The following is a 26,359-nucleotide window of genomic DNA, read 5'->3' on the forward strand; positions in this document are numbered from 1 at the left end:
TCCTCAAGTATCGGTATTCAATCAAATCCACATCAGCCGCAGAGGCGCAGAGAAAAGAAATGCCTGGACAGGATTTACATGATTAACAGGATTGTTCGAAAAAGGGAGTGCCCTACTTCGTTGAATCCTGTTGATCATGTTAATCCTGTCGATTTTTCCCTCTGCGACTCAGCGCCTCTGCGGCAATCAGTCTTCAGCCCAGCGCCGCAAACGCCGCATCCAGATCCGGCTCTTCGCTGAATTCCTGGACCAACTCCGTGTGCAGCACCTTGTTGTTCTGGTCCAGCACGATGACCGCCCGGGCCGTGATGCCTGCCAGGGGGCCATCGGTGAGCAGGATCCCGTAGTCCTTGGCAAAGTTTCGCGAGCGCATCATGGACAGGGTCTGCACCTGCTCGATCTTCTGGGCCGCACAGAAACGCGCCTGGGTGGGCGGCAGATCGGCGGAGATCACGAGCACCACCACGTCGTCGCGGCCTGCCAGCAGCTTCTCAAGCTTCATGGTGGAATTGGCGCAGGTGCTGGTGTCCAGCGCACCCACCACGGACAGGACCTTCTTCTTGCCCGCAAACGCGGCCAGGCCCACATCGTTGAGGTCCTTGTCCACCAGAGTGAAATCGGGGGCCTGGGAGCCCACGGGCGGCAGGTCGCCGTTGGTATGGATGGGGTTACCGTGCAGTTTGATCTCGGCCATGATTTGGTTCCTCGCTTGCGTTCGTGGTTGTCTCAAGGAATTCTTTTTGCCACAGAGGTCACAGAGGTCACAGAGCTAACACAACCGGTCGGGATATGCAGGTTGGACTGAGCACAGCGAAGTCCAACCCGCTTGCACCGGCAACGACCCGTTGGGGTTCGTTCCTCACCCCAACCTACGATCCCGAATCGCCTTTCAATCTCCCGCACTCTCTGCGCCTCCGCGCCTCTGCGGCAGAAGTTCATTGCTACGCCAGCGCTGCCTTCATCACCTCGGCATAACGGTCCAGGTCAGCCTCGGTCTTGGTCTCGGTGGCGCACACCAGCAGCAGGTCGCCGAGATCGCTGTAGTCATCACCCAGGGCGTAACCGCCCAGCACGCCCTGCTGCGCCATGGCATCCAGCACCGGACGCACCGGCCTGGGCAGACGGAAGGCGATCTCGTGGAAGGCCTCGCCGGCAAACGCCGGGGTCACGCCCAGTGGTTTCAGGCGCTCGATCAGGGCATGGGTGTTGGCGTGGCAGGCGGCTGCGACCCGCTCCAGGCCCTCGGGACCCAGCAGCGCCATGTGGATGGTGGCGGCGGTGACCACCAGGCCCTGGTTGGTGCAGATGTTCGAGGTGGCCTTGGAGCGACGGATGTGCTGCTCGCGGGCCTGCAGGGTCAGCACGAAACCGGTGCGCCCGTCGGCGTCCAGGGTGCGGCCCACGATACGGCCCGGCATCTGGCGCACGTGCTCCTTGCGGCAGCACATGAAACCGAAATACGGGCCGCCGGAGGACAGGGGCGCGCCCAGAGGCTGGCCTTCGCCGCACACGATGTCCGCGCCCTTCCCACCCCACTCACCCGGGGGCTTGAGCAGCGCGAGGCTGACCGGATTCACCACGCCGATCACCTGGGCGTCCTGGGCGTGGGCCCAGTCGGTGAGCGCATCCGCCTCTTCCAGCACGCCGAAGAAGTTGGGCTGGGGGATCACCAGGGCGGTGATGTCCTGGCCTTCGAAGGCAGCCAGGGACTTGGGATCGACACGGCCGGTGGCGGGATCGAAGGGCACCTCCACCAGCTCGATGCCCTGGCCATGCACGATGGCGCGGGTCACCGAACGGTACACCGGGTTCACCGTGGCGGGCATGAGCACGCGGTGGCTCTTGGACTTGCGGTTGGCACGCACGCTCATGAGCACCGCCTCCGCCAGCGCCGAGGCGCCGTCGTAGAGGGAGGCGTTGGAGACGTCCATGCCGGTCAGGCCCGTCATCATGGTCTGGTATTCGTAGACCAGCTGCAGGGTGCCCTGACTGGCCTCGGCCTGGTAGGGCGTGTAGGCGCTGTAGAACTCTCCCCGCGTGGCGATCTGCCAGACCGCCGCAGGGATGTGGTGCTCGTAGGCACCGGCGCCGATGAAGTTGAGATCCACGTGGTCCTGGGCCGCGCGCCGGTGCATCAGGCGCGTGATCTCCATCTCGCTCATGGCCTCGGGCACCAGGTTCAGCGGTCCCGTGCGCAGCGCACTGGGGATCTCGTCGAACAGCTGCTCGATGTCGTTGACGCCGATGGCGGCCAGCATGTCCTGGATATCGGTCTCGGTGTGCGGAATAAACGGCATAACTTAACCCGGTCTGTGTGAAGGCTTGATGTCCGTCCCTGGACCGTTTGTGCGGATCGGCTGGGCTCAGCCTTCCTCGTCCACCATGGCCTGGTAGGCGTCGGCGTCCATCAGGCCGCCGGCGGCGCCCGCATCGGCGGGCTTGAGGCGGAACAGCCAGCCCTCGCCGTAGGGATCGCTGTTGACCAGTTCGGGGCTGTCGGCGAGCTGCTCGTTGACCGCCACCACCTCGCCGGCCACGGGCGCATAGACGTCGGAGGCGGCCTTCACCGACTCCACCACGGCGCAGGCGGCACCGGCGCCATGACTGCTGCCCACCTCGGGGGTCTCCACGAACACCAGGTCGCCGAGCAGCTCCTGGGCGTGATCGGAGATGCCCACGGTGACGGTGCCGTCGGATTCACTGCGCACCCACTCGTGGCTCTTGGTATAGCGAAGATCAGCAGGGGTATTGCTCATGTCGGACTCCTGGGTTCTGTGATTTAAAAATCAAACTTCTGAAAATCAAATTTCTGCCGCAGAGGCGCAGAGACGCGGAGAAGAGCAAGGCTTGGACAGGATTTACATGATTAACAGGATTTAAAGAATCAAGGCCTTTTGAATCATCCTGTGAATCATGTAAATCCTGTCGATTTGTTTCTCTGCGTCTCCGCGCCTCTGCGGCGAAAATAAGGTTCAGATCTCCACGCAGGCCTGGCCGTTGCGCACGAAGGGGGGCTTGACCAGCCTGGCCGGCTGGGGCTTGCCGCGCACGTCCACTTCCACGCGCTCGCCGGTGCCCGCGGGCACCCGGGCCAGGGCGATGGAGACACCCAGGGTGGGCGAGAAGCCGCCGCTGGTGATCTCGCCCTCGCCGGCCGCACCGCACAGCACGCGCATGTGGCCGCGCAGCACGCCACGGCCCTCCAGCACCAGGCCCACGAAACGGCGCAGGCCGCCTGCCGCCTTCTGTTTTTCCAGGGCCGCACGGCCGACGAAGTCACGCTCGGCGGGCTCGAAGGCCACGGTCCAGGCGAGACCCGATTCCAGGGGCGAGACCTGCTCGTCCATGTCCTGGCCGTAGAGATTCATGCCCGCCTCCAGGCGCAGGGTGTCCCGGGCGCCGAGGCCGGCGGGCTGCACGCCGGCCACCTTGAGGCGGTCCCAGAAGGCGGGTGCCTCGGCGGCGGGCAGCATGATCTCGAAGCCGTCCTCGCCGGTGTAACCGGTGCGGCCCACGAACCAGTCGCCGGCCTGCCCGCCCACGAAGGGAGACAGGGCATCGGCGACCCGGGCGATCTCGCCATCCAATACCGACAGGGCCTTGTCACGGCCATGGGGACCCTGCACCGCCACCATGGCGAGATCGTCCCGCTCCTGGAGCAGCACATCGAAACCGGTGGCCCGATCCCGCATCCAGGCCAGATCCTTGTCCCGGGTGGCCGCGTTGACCACCAGGCGATAGAACGTATCGGAGAGATAGTAGGTGATCAGGTCGTCCACCACCCCGCCCTCGGGGGTGAGCATGCAACTGTACAGGGCCTTGCCGGGCACCTTGAGTTTCGCCACGTCGTTGGCCAGCAGGAAGCGCAGGTAGTCGCGGGCACCGTTGCCCTGCACGTCCACCACGGTCATGTGGGAGACGTCGAACATGCCGGCATCGCGGCGCACGGCGTGGTGTTCCTCGATCTGGGAGCCGTAATGCAGGGGCATGGACCAGCCGCCGAAGTCCACCATGCGGGCGCCGGCTTCCAGGTGTTTCTCATACAGCGGGGTCTGCTTGCTCATGGTTCAGGTTCCTTGGAAAACGAAAAAGGGGTGGCCGATGCCTTTCACATCGACCACCCCTCTGTCCTGAAACCTGAGAGATTAAACCGCGTCGCGGTTCTCCCCTTCGGTGGGCCGCGCGCGGCGACCGCTCTCCAGAGCCGGTACGGGTAACCACACGGTCCTTTTGCCTGAGCGTTTCCGGGCGGAAGTTGCGCCTTCGGCGCCTCTCGATTCCGGGGAACGGAGAGGGCTCTCCCATGTGGACCGGACGCGCCTGACAGGGCGCCCTGACCGAGCCCGAACTATAGCGCACTCCAGGGTGAGGCGTAAGGGGAAAGGCGTGTGAATCGTAGGTCGGCCTTCAGGCCGACAGCGGCGGCTTGGAGAACCGCCGGGATGTCGGGCTGAAGCCCGACCTACAGGAGGTGAAAGCCCCTCACGGCCGCCGCACCAGGGCCCGGGTCACCGCCGCCGGGCCCTGGTGATAAGGCCCCTCGTCCAGGGTGGTGAGGGTCTCGGCGATCTCTTCGATGTCGCCGTCCACGAAGTCCTCGCGCAGCATGACCGCCGAGTAGAGCATGGCGGGATCCCGCGGGCCGCCGCTCTCGTAGTCCAGCTGTTCCGGGCTGAAGGCCTCCAGGAGCAGGACACCGCCGGGTTTCAGCGCGCGCAGCATGGCCCGGTGGATCTGCTGACGGATGTCCGGGGGGAAGTGGGCAAAAACGGCCACCACGTGGTCGAAGGCCGCCTCGGGCCAGTCCCATTCGGCCAGATCCACGCAGCGGGTCTCCACGGCCACGCCCCGGGACGCGGCCAGCAGTTCGGCCTTGTCGAGCCCCACCTGGGAACGATCCACCGAGAGCACCTGAAGCCCACGGCCGGCCAGCCAGACCCCGTTGCGCCCCTCGCCATCGGCCACGGCCAGGGCCCGTTGTCCCGGCTGATAAAGCCGTTCATGGCTCACCAGGAAGGCATTGGGGGCCTCGCCGTAGGCGAAACCGGACTCACGGTAGCGCTCGTCCCAGAATTCCTTCATCATAAAAGCCCTCAAAAAACGTGGCGAAAAGTTGCTTTCAGTCTGGCACGAAAACAGACTGTTCGCAGGTCACATCACCGGGTACGAGGCGACGGCCATGGACCGCGCCCACCCATCGGAATCCCCCGCCGGCATGAGCCGGGGTACCGAACGCAGTCCAAAGGAGGTCTCATGCCTGTTCGCAGCCTTTTCGCAGCCCTGTTGCTCGCCCTGTTCCTGAGCGCCCCGGCCCTGGCCGATGCCCCTGCCGAGAGCCAGGAGATCACCGGCCCCGTGATCAACCAGGATTTCTGCCCGGGCTGATTGTCAGGGTGAAGGTGGAACCACCCTCACCCCAGCCCTCTATTCCGGGCATCCTGCCCTCCACCCTTCGGGCCAGCCTGTTGGCTGCTCAAGTCCGCTCCCGGCGGATTTGTCCCTGAGGGAAAGGGCGTGCAGGGTCTTTCATTTATCCTTCATCCTTGTATTTCACCCCTCCAGCGCCCGGCGCAGGAAACCGTTCTTGATGGCGGGAAGGCGATCCGCCAGGTTCAGGCCCAGTCCCCGGGCCAGTTCCACCGGCGCAAGCCGGCTGCCGAACAGCCCGCTGAACCCCTCCATGGCCCGCATCATCACCCAGTTCTCGCCGCGCCGGGCACGCTCGTAGGCGCGCAGGCCGCGCAGGTCACCGGGATCCCGGCCAGCAGACTCTGCCAACACCCGGGCCAGTTCCGCCACATCCGCCAGGCCCAGGTTGGCCCCCTGACCCGCCAGAGGATGGATGGTGTGCGCCGCGTCCCCCACCAGGGCGATGCGGCTGCGCACGTAGTGCTTCGCCTGGCTGCCCGCCAGGGGAAAGGCGGCCCGGGCGCTGGTGGCGGTCACCTCGCCCAGGCGCCGCTCGAAGGCGGCACCCAGCTCCCGGCAGAAGCTCGACTCGTCCAGGGCAAGCAGCGCCTCGGCGGACTCGGTGTCCGTGGACCAGACGATGGAGGATCGGCCATCGGCGAGCGGCAGGAAGGCCAGCGGCCCGCTGGGCAGGAAACGCTGCCAGGCGGTGGCGGGATTGGGCCGTTCGGTGCTGACGTTGGCCACCACCGCCTTCTGGCCGTAGCGGGTGACATCCACGCCGATGCCGCACAGGCTGCGCACCCGGGAACGGGCGCCGTCGGCCCCCACCACCAGGCGCGCCTCGAACACCCGCCCGTCATCCAGGCTGGCCCGCACCCGCTCACCCGATACATCCAGGTGGGCCAGGCTGGCCGGACACAGGCGCAGCACATCCGCTCCTTCGAGTGCTTCCCAAAGCACCGTCTGGATGACCCGGTTCTCGATGATATGCCCCAGGTCCGCCTCGCCCACCTCGGCGGCCTCGAAGCGGATGCGCCCTGGGCTACGTGCGTCCCAGACCTCCATGGCCTCGTAGGGGCTCACCCCCCGGGACACCATGGCCTCCCAGGTACCCAGCGACTGGAACAGACGCTGGCTGGCGTGATTGATGGCGAACACCCTGAGGTCCGTCTCCGCCCCGGGGTCGAAGGGCGCCGGGTGATCCCGTTCCAGCAGGCCCACCTTGAAACCCTGCCGACCCAGGGCCAGGGCCAGGGCGGTGCCCACCACGCCGGCGCCCACCACCAGGACATCCAGTGCCTGGGCATGCCTTATATATGTGTGGCTCATAGGGCGCGCCCTCTGGCCAGACGCGGCAGACGGCCCGCCAGGCCCATGCTCTGGCGTGCCAGCCGGTGTCGCAGGGGCGGACAGAGATCCAGCGCGGCGAGCGCCGCGCCGCGGGCATGGGCCAGGGGCGGCCAGGGATTGGTGAACAGGCGCACCAGCCCATCGGTGTAGGTCTGCACCGTGTCGAGATCCTCGCGGCGCCACGCCGAGTAGGCATCCAGCAGCGCCGGCGCACCCGGGTCGCTGCCGTCACGAGCGGCGCCGGCGAGCAGGTCCGCCAGCACCGCCACGTCCCGCAGGGCCAGGTTGAAGCCCTGCCCCGCCACCGGGTGCAGGGTGTGGGAGGCATTGCCCACCAGCACCAGGCGCGCAGCGGTGTCGCGCACGGCCCGCACCAGTTTCAGGGGATAGGCGGCGCGGCGGCCCACCTTGCGCAGGCGGCCCAGGCGATGGCCGAAGCGATCCTGCAGGGCAGCGAGAAAATCGGCATCGTTCAAGGCCAGGGTGACATCCACCTGGTCCGCGGGCCGGGTCCAGACCAGGGCGCAGCGCCCCTCGCTCATGGGCAGCAGGGCGATGGGGCCCTCGTCGGTGAAGCGCTCGTAGGCCACGCCCCCGTGATCCCGGCCCGGGGTGAGATTGGCGATGACGGCGGTCTGGCCGTAGTCCCGCTCATGCACCCCGATGCCCGCCAACTGGCGCAACATCGAATGGGTGCCGTCGGCGGCCACCAGCAGGCGCGCCCGTAATTCCCGCGTTGCGTCGTCCTGCCCCCGGATCTGTACCGACACGCCGTCGGCATGCACCCGATAGGCCTGCACGGTGGCGGGGGTGATCAGTTCCACGGATGAATCCTTGAGCGCCGCCAGCCAGGCGGCGCCGATGGCGCGGTTGGCCACCACGTAGCCCAGGGCGGGCACATTTTCGTCGGCGGCCGAGAGGCGCGTGACGCCGAAGCGTCCCCGCTCGGAGACATGGATGTGCTCGATGGGCGTGGCCTGGTCCGCGACCCCCTGCCACAGACCGAGGGCCTCCAGGATGCGTCGGGAACCGTAGGCCAGGGCGGTGGTGCGGTCATCGTAGCTGGGCTGACCGGGCTCTCCCGGCGGACGGGCCTCCAGCACGCCCACCCGATATCCGTTGCGCGCCACCGCCAGGGCCAGGGTGGCCCCGACCATGCCGCCGCCGGCGATGAGAATGTCGAATGGTTCAGCCACGGGTTCCAACCTCAGCGTTGATGATCAATTCAAAATTCAAAATTCAAAATTCAAAGGAAGACTGCACATAACCTTTGAATTTTGAATTTTGAATTTTGAATCTCGATTCGCCATTCAGGCGCTTCCGACCAGTCGTAGGCCGGACATAGCGTAGCGATGTCCGGCATAAGCTGCCCGATACCGCTTGCGCTCTATCGGGCCTACGGAGCTGCACACCCCTTTGAATTTTGAATTTTGAATCTTGAATTTTGAATTTTGAATGAGTTATTCCCCGCTCCCCACCAGCGCCTCGATCTCGTCCGGCGCCTTGGGGCAGTCCCTGGTGAGCACGTCATAACCATCGGCGGTCACCAGCACGTCGTCCTCGATGCGAATGCCGATGTCGTGGAAACGCTTGGGCACACCCTTGGTACCCGCCGGGATGTACAGGCCTGGCTCCACGGTCATCACCATGCCCGGTTCCAGCAGGCGCCAGGTCTCGTCCAGCTTGTAGTCGCCCACGTCGTGCACGTCGAGACCCAGCCAGTGGCCGGTGCGGTGCATGTAGAACTGCCGGTAGGCGCCGTCCTTGATGAGCTGCGCGGGCCGCCCCTTGAGCAGACCCAGGGACACCAGCCCCCTGGTGAGCACCTTCACCGCCGCCATGTGCGGGTCGTTCCAGTGGTTGCCGGGCACCGCCTGTTCGATGGCCGCGTACTGGGCCTCCAGCACCACCTCGTAGAGCTCCCGCTGGGCCGGGCTGAAGCGTCCGTTGACCGGGAAGGTGCGGGTGATATCGCTGGCATAGCCCTGCAGCTCGCAGCCGGCGTCGATAAGCAACAGGTCGCCGTCATTCAGACGCGCGTTGTTCTCGGTGTAATGCAGGATGCAGCCGTTGGCGCCGCCGCCGACGATGGAGGGATAGGCGGGCTCGGTGCCGGCGCGGCGGAATTCGTACAGCAGCTCCGCCTCGATCTCGTATTCCATCATGCCGGGTCGGCAGGCCTTCATGGCGCGCACGTGGGCACGGGTGGAGATGGCGCCCGCCTCGCGCATCAGCCTGATCTCGGCGCGGGACTTGAACAGGCGCATGTCGTGGAGCAGGTACTCCAGGGACACGAACTCATGGGGTGGATGCACGCCGCTGCGCGCCTGTTCCTTGAGCCGGTTCACCCAGCCCATGAGCTTCTGGTCGAAGTCCTGATCCCGGCCCAGGGTGGCGTAGACCCGCACGCGATCCTCCAGCAGGCCGGGCAGGATGTCGTCCACGTCGGAGATGGGGAAGGAGTCGTCGGCGCCGAAGCGCTCCACCGCCCCCTCCTGGCCGGCGCGGCGGCCGTGCCAGGTCTCCATCACCGGGTCCCGCTCCCGGCAGAACAGCACGTACTCCCCCTGGGGCCGGCCGGGCACCAGCACCGCCACGGCGCCGGGCTCGGTGAAGCCGGTGAGGTAGAGGAAATCGCTGTCCTGGCGGTAGGGGTACTCCACGTCATGGTTGCGCACCCGCACCGGCGCCGAGGGGATCACGGCGATGCTGCCCTGCCCCATGGCGCGCATCAGCTGGCGGCGTCGGCGCGCCAGTTCCTTGGCCATGGCGGGGGTGAAGGCATCGGCGGACGGGCGTCGTGCATTGCGGGTGGTGGCATTCATGGCGTCGTGTGTCTCACTGAAGTCTCGGCGGGGCCTTGATGGGCTGAAGTTCCTCGTTGATCAGCAGCACCCCGACCCTCACGTATTCGACAATCTCGCTGTAGGCAGTTTCATTGGTCTCGTCGATCTCCACGTCGAAACCCGTGCCGGCGATCTCCGCGAAATCCCGCACCAGCTCGGCGGTATCCTCGGGCAGGTTGGCGCCCTCGCGCACACCGCACACCGCCATGCCGTAGAGATAGCCCTGGCACCAGTGCCCCAGGGCCTCGACCCGGCGCTCCAGGCCTTCATCATCGCCGGGCAGCAGCAGGTGGAAATCGAGCCCCGTGTCATGGAGTTCCATGCGGGTCTCCTTGAACACCTCGCCCAGCTGGCGGCGGGCCTCCTGGGCCAGCAGGTCGCCCGGCTCGGGATCGGGCAGCAACTCCCGGAACCAGTCCTCGCTGCTGATGGCGTTGTTGACGCTCAGCATGCCGCACAGGGTGCCATGCCCCTCCGCCGCGTCGGTGTCGGCACCGGCGCGGGCCAGGGCCGCATCCACAGTGTCGTAATCGGACGCCATGATCAGAACGCCTCCAGGCGCGCCTCGTAGGGGAACAGGATCAGGCGGTAGAGGTTCTCGCCCATCTGTATATGTGTAAATTCCGGCTCACCCAGGCGGATGGTGCTGCCGCCGGTGGCGGACAGGCCCGAGAGACCGAAGCGACGCGCCTCGATCAGCTCATCCAGCAGCGCAGCCAGATCGCCACGATCCAGGGTGCCGGTGTTGTCCACCACGCGGCAGGGCTTGCCGTTGTGGGCCGTGCCTTCGACCACGATGGCCTGTTCGCTGAGGGGCGGGGTGGAGGTGTGCTGGGACATGGGGCTTGAGGGGTCTCGGGCAGACTGCCCATTCTAGCATCCGCACCCACCCCCGGCCACGCATCACGGCTTTGTTGACGCCCCCGGGGACGAGTCCTAGACTAGCTTCCATGGACACGATCAATACACAGGACATCGCCGAACAGGAGCTCAGGAAACTTGAGGTCCGTGTGGGTGAACTCATCCGCACCTGCGAGCGGCTCAAAGAGGAAAACCGCCTCCTGCGCGAGCAGCAGGTCAACCTCGCCGCCGAGCGATCCTCCCTGGTGGAAGGACAGGAAGCGGCGCGTCTGAAGGTGGAGGCGATGATCGCCCGCCTGAAGTCCATGGAGCAGTCCGCGTGAGCAATCCCGCTGAGCCGGTTGCGGTTCAGATCCTGGGCAAGGAATACAAGGTTGCCTGTCCCCAGGATGAACGCAGTGCCCTGATCGCCTCCGCCAGCCTGCTGGACCGGCGCATGCAGGAGATCCGCGACAGCGGACGCATCATCGGGGGCGACCGGATCGCCGTGATGGCGGCCCTGAACATCACCCACGAGATGCTGGTGACCCGCAATCAGCGGGAGAGCCTGAGTCAGAACCTGAGCGCGAGGATTCGCGCCCTGCAAGACAAGATCGACCACGCCCTGGAAAACGGGCAACAGATGGACCTGTAAGGACTTTTCACCGAGACTGGCGACCCGGAAGCGGTCGCCCGCGGGATTCGCGGAACAGCCTCCCGGGCCACAGGCCCCGCCCAGACGGATTTCTAGCAACGATTTCAGTTTGGGCACCTCTGCGGTGTACGTGAGCGGCTGGGTAGTATCCTTGAGCCTAATTTCTCACCCCGGGAGCCTTGCTGATGATGTGGTTGTGCATGTCCGCCCCGTAGCGGAAAGCCTCTAAGCATCGCGCAGGCACCCACTTGAACCCCTGGTTCAAGGTCGAAAGCCGGCCACGGCATATGCGGAGTGTGCCCTCTTAATTCAGTGGCAAGTGGTCAGTGGCGAGTGGCAAGGAAAACCTTGCCAGTTCGCACTGGCCACTTGTAACTTCCATCCCATGTCTATCCGTGACCAACTGCGCAAGCGGCTGCGTGCCGAGCGCGCCGCCCTGTCCGAGGACGCGCGCACGCGCCTCTCCAGCCAGATAGCGCGCCACATCATTCATTCCCCGCTGTTCAACCGCGCCCGGCGCATCGCCGTATATATGCCCAACCGGGGCGAGGTGGATCCGGGCCTGGTGATCGCCGCGGCACGGGCACGGCACAAGCAGCTCTACCTCCCCGTACTCGATCCGGGTCATCCGCATCGCCTCTGGTTCCTGCCCTGGGAAGCACGCACGCGCCTGCAGGCCAACCGCTTCGGCATCCCCGAACCGGTCATGACCCGGGGCCGGCGCCTCAGCCCTCGCCACCTGGACCTGGTGCTGACCCCCCTGGTGGGTTTCGATCGCGACGGCAACCGCCTGGGCATGGGCGGCGGCTACTACGACACCACCTTCGAATTCCTCGCCGGGCGCAGTCACTGGCACAAACCCCGCCTGCTGGGGCTGGCCTACGGCTTCCAGGAAGTGGATGCCCTGCCCCACGAGCCCTGGGACGTGCCATTGACCGCCATTGTCACGGAGGCGGGCCTGATACGGCCCCACACACACCCATCATAGGTCGGCCTTCAGGCCGACGGCCGTGGCTTCGACGGACAACGCTGTCGGCCTGAAGGCCGACCTACGGGGAGCGGATACGGCCAAAGGCGGAGTTGAACTAAGAAGTGGGAATTGGGAAGTTGGAAGAAAGACCTTTTCGCACTTCCCAATTCCCACTTCCGCCTTACTGCAATGCCCCTCCTCCCCACCCCCCAATTCACCCTCCCCCGCTCCACTACTTATACTGTCGGCCGAATCCACAACCGATCGACAGGACCATGGCTTATTGGCTGATGAAATCCGAACCGGACGTGTTCGGCATCGACGATCTCAAGCGGGTGAAGGTGGAGCCCTGGGATGGGGTGCGCAACTACCAGGCCCGCAACATGATGCGCGATGAGATGAAGCAGGGTGATGAGGTGTTCTTCTATCACTCCAACTGCGAGGTGCCCGGCATCGTCGGGCTCATGACCGTGGCCCGGGAGGGCTACCCGGACGACACAGCGTTCAACCCCGAGGCCAAGTACTACGATCCCAAGAGCGATCCCGACAACCCCCGCTGGTACCGGGTGGACGTGCGTTTCAAGCGCAAATTCAAGGAGACCATCCCGCTCTCCGATCTCAAGACCTACCCCGAACTGGCGGACATGGCCCTGGTGCGCAAGGGCAACCGGCTGTCCATCATGCCGGTGAGCCCCCAGGAATGGGACTTCATCATGGGCCTGGTCAAAGCGTGACGACGCTCTACCACTTCCATTCCTCGCCCCAGTCCCAGCGGGTTCGCCTGGCGCTCTCGTACAAAGGCGTGCCCTGGCAGGACCGACCGCTTGCCTGGGACGACGACGAGACCTTCTTCGAGCTGGGCATCGCCCGCCAGGTGCCGGTGCTCGCCACGGACGACGGCCGCCTGCTCACCGACTCACTCGCGATCCTGCGGGACATCGACACCCTGTTTCCGGACACCCCGCCACTGGTCAACGGCCGCATCGACGAGGCCGCCTGGCAGGCGCTGGTGGACTGGCGCGACGGCTGCGATGCCGTGCTCGAACGCCTCTACGCCCCCGTGCGTCCCGCCTGGCGCGAGATAGGCGGCCATGCCGAGACCCTGGCCGCCTACAAGCAGGAGGTCAAACACCGCTTCGGCATGAGCCTGGAGGAGCTGGCCAATGACCGCTACGATGGCTTCGCCCAGTTCTCACGCCTGTCGCGGCTGACGGAACTGTCCCGGCACCTGGCGAAAAACCGCTTCTACATGGGCGAACCCAGTATCGCCGACATGCTGCTGTGCGCCGACATCTACCCCATCCAGATCCACGACGGCATCGCTCTGCCGGTGGATCTCATGTACTACCTCAAGCGGGTCGAGGACCTGTGCGGCCTGTCCCCGGGCGAAGACCTGCTGACCCGATAACCACCAAAGGAGACGCTCCATGACCCTCAATGAACTGCTCGACTACCTGCAGGAGAACACCGGCTTCGAACTGCTCGACGGCAGCCCGGAGGCATCCATTCGCAAGGCCGCCGAAGGCACACACCCCCACGAGATTGCGGCAGAGATCATCCGCGCACTGGATGAAAAGGCCGGTCACGCAGGGGGCGAAGCCAGCCTGGAACGCATCGATGCGGTGAAGTCCCTGAGCCCGCTGCGCCTGAAATACATGGCGGACAACGCACCCGTGGAGGGTTTCCGCATGGTGGAGAAGATCATCACCACCATCGATGCCGCCTACAACGAAGAGGCACTTCGACTGCGCGGCGCGTGAATCACATGCGACACATGAACACGCTCACGGGACGCATGAATCATCTTATCGATGATGAAAGCACGCATAAGGCAGATACTCGGTAAAATTTTCATCATCAAATCTCTAGTATTTTGAAAGTAGTTGTTTATACTCAATTCCGGGTATCTGCTTATCTCTTGGAGGGAGCATAATGGCCGTCAAAAAAGCCGCCGCTCAGAAAAAAGTCAGCACGAAGTCTCGCGTTAAGAAGTCCAACACCAAGGCCGCCGTGAAGAAGGCCGCCACCAAGAAGAAAGTGGCCGTCAAGAAGAAGGTCGCTGCCAAGAAAAAGGCCGTGAAGAAGGCGGTCACCAAGAAGAAGGCCGCCGTTAAGAAAAAGGCTGCCGCGAAGAAGAAAGCGGTGAAAAAGGCGGTGAAGAAGGCCGTCAAGAAAGCCGCCACCAAGAAAAAGGCTGTCAAGAAGAAGGTCGCTGCCAAGAAGAAGGCCGTGAAAAAGGCCGTAAAGAAGGCAGCACCGAAGAAGAAGGCAACAACCAAGAAGAAGGCCGCCCCCAAGAAAAAGGCGACCACCAAGAAGAAGGCCGCGGCGCCTGGCGCCTAAGCCCTTCGGCTGAAACGGAAAGGCCCGCCAATGGCGGGCCTTTCCGCATCTGCTCCTGGATCGCGGCAGCGTCCTGCACCGCGACATCCCTCCCTGACTCGCTCTAAAGTGCGGCTCGCCCGACTCAGAGGGCGCCGAGGAACATCCGGTATACCGGGTTGTCCGTTTCCTCCCAGCAGGGATATCCCAGTTCATCCACGAAAGCCTGGAAACGCTTGGCGTCACCGGACGGCACCTGCATGCCCACCAGCACCCGACCGTAGGCAGCACCGTGGTTGCGGTAGTGGAACAGGCTGATGTTCCAGTCCTGCCCCATGCGGGTCAGGAAGCGCAACAGGGCCCCGGGGCGTTCAGGAAATTCGAAGCGGTAGACCCGCTCGTCGCCCACGTCGCCCACGTGCCCGCCCACCATGTGGCGCAGGTGGCTCTTGGCCATCTCGTTGTCGGTGAGATCCAGCATCGCGTAGCCCTGCCGCCGCAGGCTTTCCAGGATGGCCTGGCGCTCCTCGTCACCACCGGAGAGCTTCACCCCCACGAACACGTGGGCCTCCCGGTCATCGGCATAGCGGTAGTTGAATTCGGTGATGCCCCGCTTGCCGATGGCGCGGCAGAAGGCACGGAAGCTGCCCGGTCGTTCGGGGATGGTGGCGGCGAACAGGGCCTCGCGGCGCTCACCCAGTTCCGCGCGCTCGGCCACGTAGCGCAGCCGGTCGAAGTTCATGTTGGCGCCGCTGAGCACTGCCACCAGGTTCTGCCCGGAGACGCCGCGGGCCTCCACGTACTTCTTGATACCCGCCACCGCCAGCGCTCCGGCGGGCTCGGCCATCACCCGGGTATCATCGAAGATGTCCTTGATGGCCGCGCAGATCTCGTCGGTGCTCACCAGCAGCATCTCGTCCACGTGCTTGCGCGCCAGCCGGTAGTTCTCCTCGCCCACCTGGCGCACCGCCACACCATCGGCAAAGATGCCCACCTGGTCCAGGATGATGCGGCGTTTGCGCCGCAGGGCCTCGGTCATGGAGGGCGCATCGTCCGGCTCCACGCCGATGACGCGGATCTCCGGCCGCAGCGCCTTGATGTAGGTGGCCATGCCCGCCAGCAGGCCGCCGCCACCGGTGCAGATGAACACCGCATCGATGGGGTCCGGGTGCTGGCGCAGCAGTTCCATGGCCACGGTGCCCTGGCCGGCGATCACGTAGGGGTCGTCGAAGGGATGGATGAAGGTGTAGCCGTGCTTTTCCACCAGGCCCATGGCATGGGCGTAGGCGTCGTCGTAGGAATCCCCGTGCAGCACCGCCTTGCCGCCCAGGCTGCGCACCGCGTCCACCTTGATGCTCGGGGTGGTCTGGGGCATGACGATGATGGCGCGGATACCCAGTTGCCGGGCACCGAGGGCCACGCCCTGGGCGTGGTTGCCCGCGGAAGCGGCAATCACCCCCCTGGAGCGCTCCTCCTCGGTGAGGTGGAACATGCGGTTGTAGGCGCCGCGCAGCTTGAAGGAAAACACCGGCTGCAGGTCCTCGCGCTTGAGCAGCACGCGGTTGTCCAGGCGCCCCGAGAGGGTCGGCATCGAATCGAGGGGGGTCTCCCGGGCCACGTCGTAGACGCGCGCGGTGAGGATTTTTTCCAGGTAGGGGAATGGCATTGAGGGAAGATACAAGAGGCAAGCGGCAAGATACAAGAAAAGTCAGTGACTTGGGTCGTCTTGTATCTTGCCTCTCGTATCTTGTATCTTGCGTCGGCTGAATGAGCTGCAATCAAAGACTTGCGCGGAACGCGCCCAAGGAATTCCTATGAATCAGGACCAGATGAAAAAGGCCGCGGCGGAAGCCGCCATCGAATACGTGGAATCCGGCATGATCGTCGGCGTGGGCACCGGCTCCACCGCCAACCACTTCATCGATCTGCTGGCAGCCATCAAGGACCGCATCGACGGCACCGTCGCCTCCTCCGAGGCCAGTGCCCAGCGCCTGCGCGGCCATGGCATCCAGGTCATGGACCTGAACACCGCCGGCCAGCTGCCCCTGTACGTGGACGGCGCCGACGAATCCAACGCCGAGCTGCACCTGATCAAGGGTGGCGGCGGCGCCCTGACCCGGGAAAAGATCGTGGCCGCCGCCAGCGACAAGTTCGTGTGCATCGCCGACGAGAGCAAGCTGGTGGACGTGCTGGGCGCCTTCCCCCTGCCCGTGGAAGTGATCCCCATGGCCCGCGCCTACGTGGCCCGGGAGCTGACCAAGCTGGGCGGCCAGCCGGTGCTGCGCGAAGGCTTCACCACCGACAACGGCAACGTGATCCTGGACGTGCACAACCTGCAGATCAGCGACCCGGTGGCCATGGAAGACCATATCAACCAGCTGCCCGGCGTGGTCACCGTGGGCATCTTCGCCCAGCGCCCGGCGGACGTGCTGATCCTGGGTTCTGCCGGCGGCATCAGGAAGATCGGCTGATCCCGCCCCATGAGCGGACGTAGGTTGGGGTGAGCAACGCGAACCCCAACGCTGTCTGTGGTGATCGAGCTCGCCCCGTTGGGGTTCGCGTGGCTCACCCCAACCTACGCACGATGAAGCCCATGTCACGGATCCTTATCACCCTCGGCATCCTGCTCGTCAGCATCGGTCTCGCCTGGCCCTGGATCAGCAAACTGGGGCTGGGGCGTCTGCCGGGAGACATCGTCATCGAGCGGGAGGACTTCCGTTTCTACTTCCCCGTCACCACCATGATCCTGCTGAGCCTGGTGCTCAGCGTCATTGTGTGGCTGTTTCGCAAGTAACCGACAGACCGTTGGCGGCGACCCATGCCCCGCAGTCGGCCTGAAGGCCGACCTACGACAACACGGCCAGTCCGTAGGTCGGCCTTCAGGCCGACAACACAAGACGGGGATACCCCCTAGCGAAGATCCCATGACCTCTCGTAGGTCGGCCTTCAGGCCGACATCACGGGGTCGGAGTTCCCCCGCCACGGCGAAGGGCCCAGGATCTCCCGTAGGTCCGCCTTCAGGCCGACAGACCAAGCAAGCCGAAGCCCTCACAGCCATTTCGCATCCCAGTGAGGGTAATCACCCAACCGATCAACCAACCCGGCCCGCAACGGATTCGCTACCACATATCTCGCCACATCGACCAGATCCTCCTCCCGCCTCAAGGCGTGATCATGAAAACTCTGCTGCCAGATTCGACCTGACCTGCCCAAGCTCAGATTGATCTGCCGGGCGCTTCGTCCCTTCAGTCGGCCGACGACACCACGCAGTTCGTAACCCGGTTGCAGAGTCAGCAGCCAATGCAGGTGATCAGGCATGAGCACCCAGGCCAGGGATTCCACCCATCCCTCCCCATGCAGCAGGCACATCTGCGCAATGACACCACGGGCATGGGTGAAATCCAGGAACCAGGGGATGCGCTGATGCGTGACCGTGGTGACGAGGTAGATTTGGCCGGGGATTGAATCACGGCCCTTACGCAATTCCGAATAGGGCATGGCTGCATCCTCCCTGATGCGGTCCATCCTGACGATGCAGTCGGGCTGAAGCCCGACCTACACAGGAAAGCGCTGCCCTGTGGGTCGGCCTTCAGGCCGACAACCGGCGCCCGGGAAATACCGCCTTGCCCCGGGCACCTCGACAGACCCTACAACAGCACCTTCTCGATCCCGCCGCTGCGCGCCCGCTCCACGAAGCGCTCCTGCCAGCCCTCACCCAGCATGCGGTTGGCCATCTCCACCACGATGTAATCGGTCTCGAGCCCCGTGTCCTCCCGGTAACGGGACAGGCCCTGCTGACAGGCGGGACAGGCGGTGAGCAGCTTCACGTTGCCCTGTTCAGCGCGATCCTGGCCGGTGAGGCTGCGGATACCGGCGCGCAGTTCCTCTTCCTTGCGGAAACGCACCTGGGTGGCGATGTCCGGGCGGCTCACGGCGAAGGTTCCGGCCTCGCCGCAGCAGCGGTCGGAGAGCTGCACGTCCTGGCCGATCAGCTTGCTCGCCACCTGCACGGGGGCGTGGGTCTTCATGGGCGAGTGGCAGGGGTCGTGATAGAGGTACTGCACCCCTTCCACACCGTCCAGGCTCAGGCCCTTCTCCATCAGGTACTCATGGATGTCCAGCAGGCGGCAGCCGGGGAAGATCTGCTCGAATTCGTACTTGAGCAGCTGGTCCATGCAGGTGCCGCAGGAGACGATCACCGTGCGGATGTCGAGATAGTTCAGGGTGTTGGCCACCCGGTGGAACAGCACCCGGTTCTCGGTGGTGATGGCCTTGCCCTTGTCCACGTCGCCCGCCGAGGTCTGGGGATAACCGCAGCACAGGTAGCCGGGCGGCAGCACGGTCTGGGCGCCGGCCTCGTAGAGCATGGCCATCGTGGCCAGGCCGATCTGGCTGAACAGGCGCTCTGAGCCGCAGCCGGGGAAGTAGAACACCGCATCGCTGTGCTCGCCCACCTTGGCCGGATCGCGGATCACGGGTACCTGGGTGGCATCCTCCAGCCCCAGCAGGGCACGGGTGGTGCGTGCCGGCAGGCCTGCGGGCATGGGCTTTTTCACGAAATGCACCACCTGGGCCGGCAGTGATGGTTTGCCGGTGGTGGAGGCCGGGAGCTTCTTGGCACTCAGCAGGCCCAGACGCTTGAACAGGCCATGGCCGAAGCGCTGGCTGGCATAGCCCCATTGCACCAGGCCCTTGCGCATCAGCTTGATGGTGGCCGGGTCCTTGATGTTGAGGAAGGCCATGGAGGCGGCGGTGGCGGGCCTGACGCGCCGCTGACCGCGCGCCTTGAGGATGCTGCGCATGCGGATGGTGACATCGCCGAAGTCGATGTTCACCGGGCAGGGGTTGGCGCACTTGTGGCAGACGGTGCAGTGGTCCGCCACGTCGTTCATCTCGTCGAAGTGGCGCAGGGACAGACCGCGGCGGGTCTGCTCCTCGTACAGGAAGGCCTCGATGATCAGGCCCGTGCCGAGGATCTTGTTGCGCGGCGAGTAGAGCAGATTGGCCCGGGGCACGTGGGTGTTGCACACCGGCTTGCACTTGCCGCAGCGCAGGCAGTCCTTGATGTCGTCGTTGAGCGCGCCCAGCTCGCTCTGCTCCAGGATCAGGGCCTCCTGCTGCAACAGGCGCAGGCTGGGGGTGTAGGCGTTGGCCAGTCCCGAACCGGGCATGAGCTTGCCCTTGTTGAAACGCCCCTTGGGATCCACCTTCAGCTTGTAGGCCACGAAGGCCTCGACCTGCTCCGGCTCCAGGTACTGCATCTTGGTAATGCCGATGCCGTGCTCGCCGGAGATGACGCCGCCCAGGCGCCGGGCCAACTCCATGATCTGGTCCACGATGCGCTCGGCCTCGTGCATCATGGCGTAGTCGTTGGAGTTGACCGGGATGTTGGTGTGCACGTTGCCGTCGCCGGCGTGCATGTGCAGGGCCACGAACAGGCGGCTGGTGAGCACCCGGTCGTGGATGGACTCCAGGCGCTTGCGCACCGGCTCCAGTTCCAGGCCGTCGAAGATGTCCCACAGGGGACGACGCACCTCGCGCTTGTAGGAGATGCGCAGGCTGCGGCGCAGCAGCAGGTTGACGAGCCGGTCGCCGGGACGCAGGTCGGTGCGGGACTTCTCGTCCAGCAGGCTGTCGTGGGCGACGGCGTCCCCGTCCAGGTTGCCGAGGATCAGGCGCCAGCGGGCACGCACCCCTTCCAGGTGCTGGGTGGCGGCGGTGCGCTTGCCCTCGAACCAGCGCCGGCCCTCCTCGTTCTCGATGGCCAGCAGCTCGCGCAGTTCCGGGTGATCGCCCTTCAGGCATTCGAGCATCTCGTCGATCATGCGCAGCTTGTTGCCCATGGACTGGACCACGTTGATGCGCTCGATGCCCTCGCTGTACTCGGCCAGGCGGTCCAGCGGGATGACCACGTCCTCGTTGATCTTGAAGGCGTTGGTGTGGGCGGCGATGGCGGCGGTGCGCGCGCGCTCCGACCAGAAGCGCTTGCGCGCCTCGGGGCTCACGGCGATGAAGCCCTCGCCGTTGCGGGCATTGGCCAGGCGCACCACCTCGGAGGCGGCGCGGCCCAGCGCGTCCTCGTTGTCCGAGGAGATGTCCGCGATGAGCACCATCTTGGGCCGCTCGCCCCGGGCACCCTTGGGCGTGTAGCGCACGGCGCGCACGTAGCGTTCGTCCAGGTGTTCCAGACCCGAGAGCATCACCTGCGGGTCGCCGTCCAGGCGGTGCTTGATCTCCACGATGGCGGGCACTGCCTCGTGCAGATCGTCGCCGTAGAACTCCAGGCACACGGTGCGAATATGCCCGGGCATGCGGTGCAGGATGAACACCCCGGAGGTGATCAGGCCGTCGCAGCCCTCTTTCTGCACACCCGGCAGACCGGCGAGGAACTTGTCGGTCACGTCCTTGCCGAGCCCCAGCTTGCGAAAGACCTGACCCGGGCAGCTGATCACCTCGGGTTCGCCCTCGGGGGTCTTGCCGTCGGCCTTGTAGCGGGTGATGCGGAAATGCACCGTCTCCTGGTCGTGGATCTTGCCCAGGTTGTGGCCGATGCGCTCCACCTCCAGCCACTTGGCGTCGGGGGTGACCATGCGCCAGGACACCAGGTTGTCCAGGGTCGTGCCCCAGAGCACCGCCTTCTTGCCACCGGCGTTCATGGCGATGTTGCCGCCGATGGTCGAGGCGTCCTGGGAGGTGGGGTCCACGGCGAACACGAAGCCCTCGCGGCCGGCGAGATCCGAGACCCGGCGCGTGACCACGCCCGCCTCGGCACGCACCGTGGGCACCGGCTGGTCCACGCCCGGGATGCGGCGCATCTCCACCGCCCCCAGGCCCTCCAGCTTCTCGGTGTTGATCACCGCGCTCTTCTCATCCAGGGGCACCGCCGCGCCGGTGTAACCGGTGCCGCCGCCCCGGGGGATCACGGTCAGGCCGAGTTCGATGCAGGCGGCCACCACCCCGGCCATCTCCTCCTCGGTATCCGGGGTGACCACCACGAAGGGCAGTTCCACGCGCCAGTCGGTGGCGTCGGTGACATGGGAGACCCGGGCCAGGCCGTCGAAATGGATGTTGTCCTTGCGGGTGTACCGGGAGAGCTTGCGCAAGGCCCGCCTGCGCAGGGCCCGCTGCTCCGGGAACCAGGCCTCGAAGCGGCGCACCGCCGCCCGGGCCCGGCTGGCCAGTTCCAGGGCCTTTTCGTTGCCGTCCGCCCGGGCCACGATCTGGTCCACCCGGTGGTCCATGGCCTCGATGAGTGCGGTCAGGCGCTTGCGGTTGTCCAGCAGGTCATCCTGGATGTAGGGATTGCGGGTCACCACCCACATGTCCCCCAGCACCTCGAACAGCATGCGCGCCGAGACCCCGGTACGCCGCTCACCGCGCAGCCCCCCGAGCACCTGCCACATCGCCTCGCCGAGGAAACGGATCACGATCTCGCGGTCGGAGAAGGAGGTGTAGTTGTAGGGGATTTCGCGGATGCGCGGGTTGGCCTGGACGGGCATGGGCGCGGTGTCGGGCATCGGGAAGCAAACCTCCGGGAAGCAGGCCCGCGCCTTCGGTCCGGCGCGGGTGACAAGCCGCAAATCATAACACCGGCCCGTGGTGCGGCGCACACAACCACCAGCGTCGCGGGGGATAGTGGCGAACGGGATAGACAGGCGGGATAAGGAAACTGTCTAGTGCCAGAGACAAGGGCGTCAGAGTGACACACCCCGGATGATGACGGTGGGGACGATCACGGGATCGGGAATTGATCCATCTACCTGTAAACGTCCTTGCGGTGGGAAACACGAATCACAAGGATCCGGACACCTATGTCGTCAATGTGACAGACCAGCCGCCAGTCACCGATGCGGTAACGCCAGTAGTCCCTAAGATGCCCCTTCAGCGGTTTACCTAGCGAACGGGGATTGTCAGAGGTTGCTACACGATCACGGAGGAAACGAATGATCCGCCGGGCTGTGGCGCCATCCAGATCACCCAACTCCTTGCGCGCGGATGTTTCAAACTCAATCTTCCAGACCAAGATCCCTGACTACCTCGTCCAATGAGTGGGTTGTGCTACGTCCAGCGTTCAGATCTTCCATACGCGCATCAGCCAGATAAATATCCTCAAGATCATCGAGCGCACACCGCAGAGCCTCCTTCACATAGAAGGCTTTGCTACGTTGAGTCTTCGCAGCAAGGTTCTCCAGCCGCTCGCTAAGGTCATCTGGCAGCCTGACGGCCAGTTGGCTCATGACACATTACCTGCATTGCAGCAATTACATGCAATGCATTATGGGCGCCCGATCACTCTGATTCAAGGGCGCACTTTGGGACACCCATCATCCCGAGGGCGCACTTTGGGAGGGCGCACTTTGGAGGGCGCACTTTGGGACACCCATCATCCGGCACTTTGGGACACCCATCATCCCGAGGGCGCACTTTGGGCGGAGGCACTTTGGGGGCACTTTGGGACACCCATCATCCCGGCGGAGGCACTTTGGGACACCCATCATCCCCACACTGGCGCGCACTTTGGGCGCGCACTTTGGGACACCCATCATCCCCATGGCTACTTTGTTAACCAATACGTGACTAATGCCTGACCATGCGGTAGCGCAGCCGCCCTTGACCAGAGGTGCGCAAGGTGATCACAAAGAACGGGGGGATTTTGGGAGCTGAGATTGACGTTTGCCTGTCGGCAAGTAGCTGACCATAAAAAAACCCCGGTCACGAGTACCGGGGCCGGCCGTCCTGGCCTTACAGGAATTTGGTGATTGGAGCACTGGAATTTCCTGTACGACCTGTTGAGTCCTTTCCTGGGCATCCCTGTCCCAGTCGTGGAAATCCACTTTCTCTCAGATCGCAGGCAAATGATGTCGAACAGACAACCCCGCGTAAACCCCCAAATCATGCTAATTTTGTAGGAATCTTCCACAATTCGTGTAGGCCCAGGCCTACACGCGGGTTTTCCCGCAGAATTATGCCCGTTTTGATCCCCTTAACATGCGGCGCAAACAGAACCCAAGCATATCCAGGATTGTTATCCGAAAGCCGTATGCCCCCTGGAAACACCCATAAGTCCTGACACGCAACATGCGCCACGCATGCAGTCGGGGGCACGCGCACTGGATACGCAAATACTGAAGTGGAGATTTACTGAGAGAAAGAAGGAACGAAGAAGATCGATCCGAGAAAAGATGGAGCCGTACACCACGAATCCCTGTGATGCCGGCTCCGGCTCAAGTCCGCCTCCTTGCAGACCGAATTGAGTTTAGAACACTTAAAATGCAAATCCAGACCTGATTGACCCGTTTTTCGAGAATTGATTCACAAAAATACCACTTTATTACATTCTGCCAGCATCAATCCGCCGACAGGTACAGACGCGCAAACTGCGCTTGCCCCTTGAAATAGTTTCGGCCAAGCCGAGCCGCCGCTTCACGCATTCGAGGCTGTCGACCCATAGCGACCACCTGGTGATCCCGCCTGCCGCATCGGACATGGCTCAAGAATCGCTGCGCATCAATATTCAATCGAGCCAATATCGACGGCATGCCCGCTGGTATCGCACCGCGCTTGTCCTCCCGAATCGCCCGCCCACACCAGTCCACCAATTCCAGATAATCAGGTGTCGAAAACACGAAATCATTCGCGTGCCCACCTGATTCACATGCATCGAGGCTCACCAGATCCGGACACGCCTGCAGAGATTCCCGCGCGGAGCCATCACCCACCGAAAGCTCAAGAATACGCTGTCGCACCGAGGTGAAATTCGAATCCTCCGGTGTGTGCGCCATCCCCGCCCGTATGGGATTGAGATCCACGTAACTCATGCAAGTCAGCACTGCCGCCTCGTCCAGCAGGGCCTGGCACTTGAATCGCCCCTCCCAGAACCGCCCCTTGCAGCCGTCCTCCTGGTTGGCGCGGCGGGCCAGATGCTCATTCAGGCTACGCATGAACCAGGACAGATCCACCAGACGCGTGCGCCATTCTGCAATCACACGCCGTGCCGCATCCCGCTCCGCATCGCTCACGCGCTCACCCCTCAGCACACGGTCAACCAGCACAGGGCGTGAAAACAGCCTGGCCCAGCGAGCGGCAACTTCATCATCGCTCCACTCCCCGGCCCGCTCTGAATCGACTCTCAGCACCAGATGATAGTGATTGGACATGACCGCGTATGCGCAGACTTCCACTGCAAAAATGGACTGAAGCTCACGCACGCGCTCCAGCACCCAGCCACGTCGGTGCTCGAAGTCCCTGCCCGAGTGCACATCCCGACCACAGAGGAACGCCCGACGCACGCAGCGGCTGATGCAATGGTAGTAAGAGGTGGTTTCCAGATGAACGAGTTCCCTTCTGGCTCTGGTCATTGGGCGCTCCCTGTCCCTGTTGGCATTGATTTGAAACTAGTCGCCTAGTGGCTGACAGTCAAACGGATGATGGGTGTCCCAAAGTAACCACCATGGGTGTCCCAAAGTACCCACGCCCCTCACCAAAGTACCTCCCCCAAGAGGATTATGGGTGTCCCAAAGCACCGCCACCCAAAGCCCCCGTCATGGGTGTCCCAAAGTCTCGCCTCTCCACACCGCCTGGCAGATGATGGGTGTCCCAAAGCTCCTCCAGGATTATGGGTGTCCCAAAGTACCGCCACCAAAGTTCATTGGCAGATGATGGGTGTCCCAAAGTAACCAAACGGATGATGGGTGTCCCAAAGTACCTCCAAAGTGATCCGCCGTGCCGAATTATGGGTGTCCCAAAGTGCCCTTCCAAAGTGCCCTTACCTTTAATGGGGGCCCTTATTAAATCCTTACCATAAAAAAACGGGGCCCCGAAGGGCCCCGTCTCAATCGGCTAGGTAAAACTCCGATTAGAAGGTCACGCGCATGCCGGCACCGACAACGGTTTCCTTGTTGCCCGTGTCAGCGGCACCCAGATCGTACTCGGTCTGACGCACACCGCCATGGATGGACACATTGCGGTTGAAGGCATGACGCATACCAGCGGCGATCCACTGCTGGTCGCGGTCGTCGTTCTCGGCGGAGAACTGACCGAAGCCCAGCATGAAGGTGTTGGCACCCATGCTGTAGGTACCGGACAGCATGTAGAAGTTGCCGGCATAGTTGGTATCGACACCAGCGGTATCATGCTTGATGTTCTCGTACTGTCCCACCACGCCGAAGGCACCGGTCTTGAACTGGGCACCCAGCTTGGTGGCCTGGAAGTTGGTGTCGATGGGACGGGTACGGGTGGCTTGGCCGTACTCATCGGCGTTGGTGTGGGCAACCCACACTTCCACCGGGCTCAGGTCCACGTTCACGCGCAGGGCGTACATGTGCTGACCGTTGTTGTCCTCGCTGAGGGCATCGGTATTAGCGGACTGGTCCAGGCCGAGGGTGGCGTTCAGGCTCACCATCTCGAACTTGTTTTTGTAGCCGATGGCATTGTTCACGTAGGAACCGTTACCCAGGCCCTGGAACCCACCGAGCTGGCCGCCGTTACCACGGGCCTGCATGAAGGTGGCGTTGAAGGGGTCCTTGCCGGCGGTGCCGTAGGCACTGGCCATACGACCCACGGACAGGTCACCGAAGGCACCACGCAGACCCACCAGCACTTCACGGCTAGCGCCCAGCGCATTACCGGTGGTGATGTTCGGGTTCGCGCTCAGGTGCGCATAGCCGGTCAGGCCGTTGCCCAGGTCGTGGCTGGCGCGCAGATCGACACGGCTCCAGTTGCCGGAGTTGATGTCGCCACCTTCTTCAATGGCATCACCGATGTACAGGCCCTTGCCGTTCATGTTGGTGCCATTGCGGGGATCGCCGGAAACGCTGAACAGCTCGGCCTGCAGCTGAGCAGACAGCTGCACATCAGCAGCAGCGATGGCGGGGATGGCCATGGCAGCGGCCACACCAGCAGCAATCAGAGTCTTCTTCATCATTGTTTCACTCTCCCAGGAGTTGAGTCTTGAAACTGCTTTCA

Annotated in this window: 27 protein-coding genes, 1 other RNA gene and 2 riboswitches; of the genes, 11 read left to right on the forward strand and 17 right to left on the reverse strand. The window is 64.1% G+C overall.

Annotated elements, in window-relative coordinates; translation table 11 throughout:
• Nucleotides 1-193: 193 nt before the first annotated feature.
• The 5 genes from tpx to TGR7_RS13855 all read right to left on the reverse strand — a co-directional run bounded on the left by tpx (nt 194) and on the right by TGR7_RS13855 (nt 5,085).
• A complete protein-coding gene (gene tpx / locus TGR7_RS13835; protein ID WP_012639305.1) occupies nt 194-694 on the reverse strand; it encodes a thiol peroxidase in 501 nt (166 codons plus the stop codon).
• 247 nt (nt 695-941) lie between these two features.
• Nucleotides 942-2,297 carry an aminomethyl-transferring glycine dehydrogenase subunit GcvPA gene (gcvPA, locus tag TGR7_RS13840; protein WP_012639306.1) on the reverse strand — a complete coding sequence of 452 codons (1,356 nt, stop codon included), beginning with the start codon at nt 2,295-2,297 and terminating at the stop codon, nt 942-944.
• Nucleotides 2,298-2,363: 66 nt separating this feature from the next.
• Complete coding sequence (gene gcvH / locus TGR7_RS13845) at nt 2,364-2,756, reverse strand: glycine cleavage system protein GcvH (RefSeq protein WP_012639307.1); 393 nt, start codon at nt 2,754-2,756, stop codon at nt 2,364-2,366.
• Between the two features lie 216 nt (nt 2,757-2,972).
• Complete coding sequence (gcvT, locus tag TGR7_RS13850) at nt 2,973-4,064, reverse strand: glycine cleavage system aminomethyltransferase GcvT (protein WP_012639308.1); 1,092 nt, start codon at nt 4,062-4,064, stop codon at nt 2,973-2,975.
• 51 nt (nt 4,065-4,115) lie between these two features.
• Nucleotides 4,116-4,212, reverse strand: a riboswitch (glycine riboswitch).
• Nucleotides 4,213-4,314: riboswitch (glycine riboswitch) on the reverse strand. It abuts the riboswitch before it with no gap.
• Between the two features lie 168 nt (nt 4,315-4,482).
• Nucleotides 4,483-5,085 carry an SAM-dependent methyltransferase gene (locus TGR7_RS13855; protein WP_012639309.1) on the reverse strand — a complete coding sequence of 201 codons (603 nt, stop codon included), beginning with the start codon at nt 5,083-5,085 and terminating at the stop codon, nt 4,483-4,485.
• A 168-nt stretch (nt 5,086-5,253) separates the two neighbouring features.
• Between TGR7_RS13855 and TGR7_RS17940 the strand changes: the two genes are divergently transcribed.
• Entirely contained in the window at nt 5,254-5,385 is a 132-nt protein-coding gene (locus tag TGR7_RS17940; RefSeq protein ID WP_012639310.1) for a hypothetical protein, read from the forward strand.
• Between the two features lie 165 nt (nt 5,386-5,550).
• Here TGR7_RS17940 and TGR7_RS13860 read toward each other — a convergent pair whose 3' ends face one another.
• From TGR7_RS13860 to TGR7_RS13880, 5 genes are all read right to left on the reverse strand, one after another.
• Nucleotides 5,551-6,741: a UbiH/UbiF/VisC/COQ6 family ubiquinone biosynthesis hydroxylase gene (locus tag TGR7_RS13860; RefSeq protein ID WP_012639311.1), complete on the reverse strand. Its 1,191-nt coding sequence runs from the start codon at nt 6,739-6,741 to the stop codon at nt 5,551-5,553.
• Complete coding sequence (ubiH, locus tag TGR7_RS13865) at nt 6,738-7,958, reverse strand: 2-octaprenyl-6-methoxyphenyl hydroxylase (protein ID WP_012639312.1); 1,221 nt, start codon at nt 7,956-7,958, stop codon at nt 6,738-6,740. Before ubiH ends, TGR7_RS13860 begins: the two co-directional genes overlap by 4 nt.
• Before the next feature lie 264 nt (nt 7,959-8,222).
• On the reverse strand, nt 8,223-9,587 hold the full coding sequence (pepP, locus tag TGR7_RS13870) for a Xaa-Pro aminopeptidase (protein WP_012639313.1): 1,365 nt from the start codon (nt 9,585-9,587) through the stop codon (nt 8,223-8,225).
• A gap of 13 nt (nt 9,588-9,600) precedes the next feature.
• Nucleotides 9,601-10,149: a UPF0149 family protein gene (locus TGR7_RS13875; protein ID WP_012639314.1), complete on the reverse strand. Its 549-nt coding sequence runs from the start codon at nt 10,147-10,149 to the stop codon at nt 9,601-9,603.
• Nucleotides 10,150-10,151: 2 nt separating this feature from the next.
• Nucleotides 10,152-10,448 carry a hypothetical protein gene (locus TGR7_RS13880; RefSeq protein WP_012639315.1) on the reverse strand — a complete coding sequence of 99 codons (297 nt, stop codon included), beginning with the start codon at nt 10,446-10,448 and terminating at the stop codon, nt 10,152-10,154.
• Between the two features lie 110 nt (nt 10,449-10,558).
• On the opposite strand from TGR7_RS13880, the gene TGR7_RS13885 reads away from it, so the two are divergent.
• The 8 genes from TGR7_RS13885 to TGR7_RS17285 all read left to right on the forward strand — a co-directional run bounded on the left by TGR7_RS13885 (nt 10,559) and on the right by TGR7_RS17285 (nt 14,416).
• Nucleotides 10,559-10,792: a TIGR02449 family protein gene (locus tag TGR7_RS13885; RefSeq protein ID WP_012639316.1), complete on the forward strand. Its 234-nt coding sequence runs from the start codon at nt 10,559-10,561 to the stop codon at nt 10,790-10,792.
• Nucleotides 10,789-11,103, forward strand: coding sequence for a cell division protein ZapA (locus tag TGR7_RS13890; protein ID WP_012639317.1), 315 nt, complete (start codon nt 10,789-10,791; stop codon nt 11,101-11,103). The genes TGR7_RS13885 and TGR7_RS13890 overlap by 4 nt, the downstream gene beginning before the upstream one ends.
• A 113-nt stretch (nt 11,104-11,216) precedes the next feature.
• Nucleotides 11,217-11,402: non-coding RNA, 6S RNA (ssrS, locus tag TGR7_RS17280), on the forward strand.
• Nucleotides 11,403-11,488: 86 nt separating this feature from the next.
• Nucleotides 11,489-12,091 (forward strand): 5-formyltetrahydrofolate cyclo-ligase, encoded by a 603-nt coding sequence (locus tag TGR7_RS13895; RefSeq protein ID WP_012639318.1) that lies wholly within the window; start codon nt 11,489-11,491, stop codon nt 12,089-12,091.
• A gap of 257 nt (nt 12,092-12,348) precedes the next feature.
• Nucleotides 12,349-12,807, forward strand: a complete 459-nt coding sequence (locus tag TGR7_RS13900; RefSeq protein WP_012639319.1) for an EVE domain-containing protein — start codon at nt 12,349-12,351, stop codon at nt 12,805-12,807.
• A complete protein-coding gene (locus TGR7_RS13905; protein ID WP_012639320.1) occupies nt 12,804-13,481 on the forward strand; it encodes a glutathione S-transferase family protein in 678 nt (225 codons plus the stop codon). The genes TGR7_RS13900 and TGR7_RS13905 overlap by 4 nt, the downstream gene beginning before the upstream one ends.
• A gap of 19 nt (nt 13,482-13,500) precedes the next feature.
• The gene (locus TGR7_RS13910; RefSeq protein WP_012639321.1) at nt 13,501-13,833 is read left to right on the forward strand and encodes a hypothetical protein; all 333 of its coding nucleotides are present in this window, start codon (nt 13,501-13,503) and stop codon (nt 13,831-13,833) included.
• A gap of 172 nt (nt 13,834-14,005) precedes the next feature.
• Nucleotides 14,006-14,416: a hypothetical protein gene (locus TGR7_RS17285; RefSeq protein WP_012639322.1), complete on the forward strand. Its 411-nt coding sequence runs from the start codon at nt 14,006-14,008 to the stop codon at nt 14,414-14,416.
• A gap of 124 nt (nt 14,417-14,540) precedes the next feature.
• On the opposite strand, the gene ilvA is transcribed toward TGR7_RS17285, so the two are convergent.
• Complete coding sequence (gene ilvA, locus TGR7_RS13920; RefSeq protein WP_012639323.1) at nt 14,541-16,061, reverse strand: threonine ammonia-lyase, biosynthetic; 1,521 nt, start codon at nt 16,059-16,061, stop codon at nt 14,541-14,543.
• A gap of 148 nt (nt 16,062-16,209) precedes the next feature.
• On the opposite strand from ilvA, the gene rpiA reads away from it, so the two are divergent.
• Nucleotides 16,210-16,866, forward strand: a complete 657-nt coding sequence (gene rpiA / locus TGR7_RS13925) for a ribose-5-phosphate isomerase RpiA (protein WP_012639324.1) — start codon at nt 16,210-16,212, stop codon at nt 16,864-16,866.
• A gap of 122 nt (nt 16,867-16,988) precedes the next feature.
• Nucleotides 16,989-17,189 carry a DUF2905 domain-containing protein gene (locus TGR7_RS13930; RefSeq protein ID WP_041441943.1) on the forward strand — a complete coding sequence of 67 codons (201 nt, stop codon included), beginning with the start codon at nt 16,989-16,991 and terminating at the stop codon, nt 17,187-17,189.
• Nucleotides 17,190-17,443: 254 nt separating this feature from the next.
• Here the strand turns inward: TGR7_RS13930 and TGR7_RS13935 are convergent, their stop codons facing one another.
• From TGR7_RS13935 to TGR7_RS13955, 6 genes are all read right to left on the reverse strand, one after another.
• Complete coding sequence (locus tag TGR7_RS13935) at nt 17,444-17,893, reverse strand: REP-associated tyrosine transposase (protein ID WP_012639326.1); 450 nt, start codon at nt 17,891-17,893, stop codon at nt 17,444-17,446.
• A gap of 149 nt (nt 17,894-18,042) precedes the next feature.
• Nucleotides 18,043-21,912, reverse strand: coding sequence for a DUF3683 domain-containing protein (locus tag TGR7_RS13940; RefSeq protein WP_012639327.1), 3,870 nt, complete (start codon nt 21,910-21,912; stop codon nt 18,043-18,045).
• 239 nt (nt 21,913-22,151) lie between these two features.
• The gene (locus TGR7_RS17290) at nt 22,152-22,418 is read right to left on the reverse strand and encodes a type II toxin-antitoxin system RelE family toxin (RefSeq protein ID WP_012639328.1); all 267 of its coding nucleotides are present in this window, start codon (nt 22,416-22,418) and stop codon (nt 22,152-22,154) included.
• Complete coding sequence (gene relB, locus TGR7_RS13945) at nt 22,402-22,632, reverse strand: type II toxin-antitoxin system RelB family antitoxin (protein ID WP_041441946.1); 231 nt, start codon at nt 22,630-22,632, stop codon at nt 22,402-22,404. Before relB ends, TGR7_RS17290 begins: the two co-directional genes overlap by 17 nt.
• A gap of 1,110 nt (nt 22,633-23,742) precedes the next feature.
• On the reverse strand, nt 23,743-24,753 hold the full coding sequence (locus TGR7_RS13950; RefSeq protein WP_012639329.1) for a transposase: 1,011 nt from the start codon (nt 24,751-24,753) through the stop codon (nt 23,743-23,745).
• A 497-nt stretch (nt 24,754-25,250) separates the two neighbouring features.
• A complete protein-coding gene (locus TGR7_RS13955) occupies nt 25,251-26,318 on the reverse strand; it encodes a porin (protein WP_012639330.1) in 1,068 nt (355 codons plus the stop codon).
• Nucleotides 26,319-26,359: the final 41 nt, after the last annotated feature.

Source organism: Thioalkalivibrio sulfidiphilus HL-EbGr7 (assembly GCF_000021985.1).
Taxonomy (GTDB): domain Bacteria; phylum Pseudomonadota; class Gammaproteobacteria; order Ectothiorhodospirales; family Ectothiorhodospiraceae; genus Thioalkalivibrio_A; species Thioalkalivibrio_A sulfidiphilus.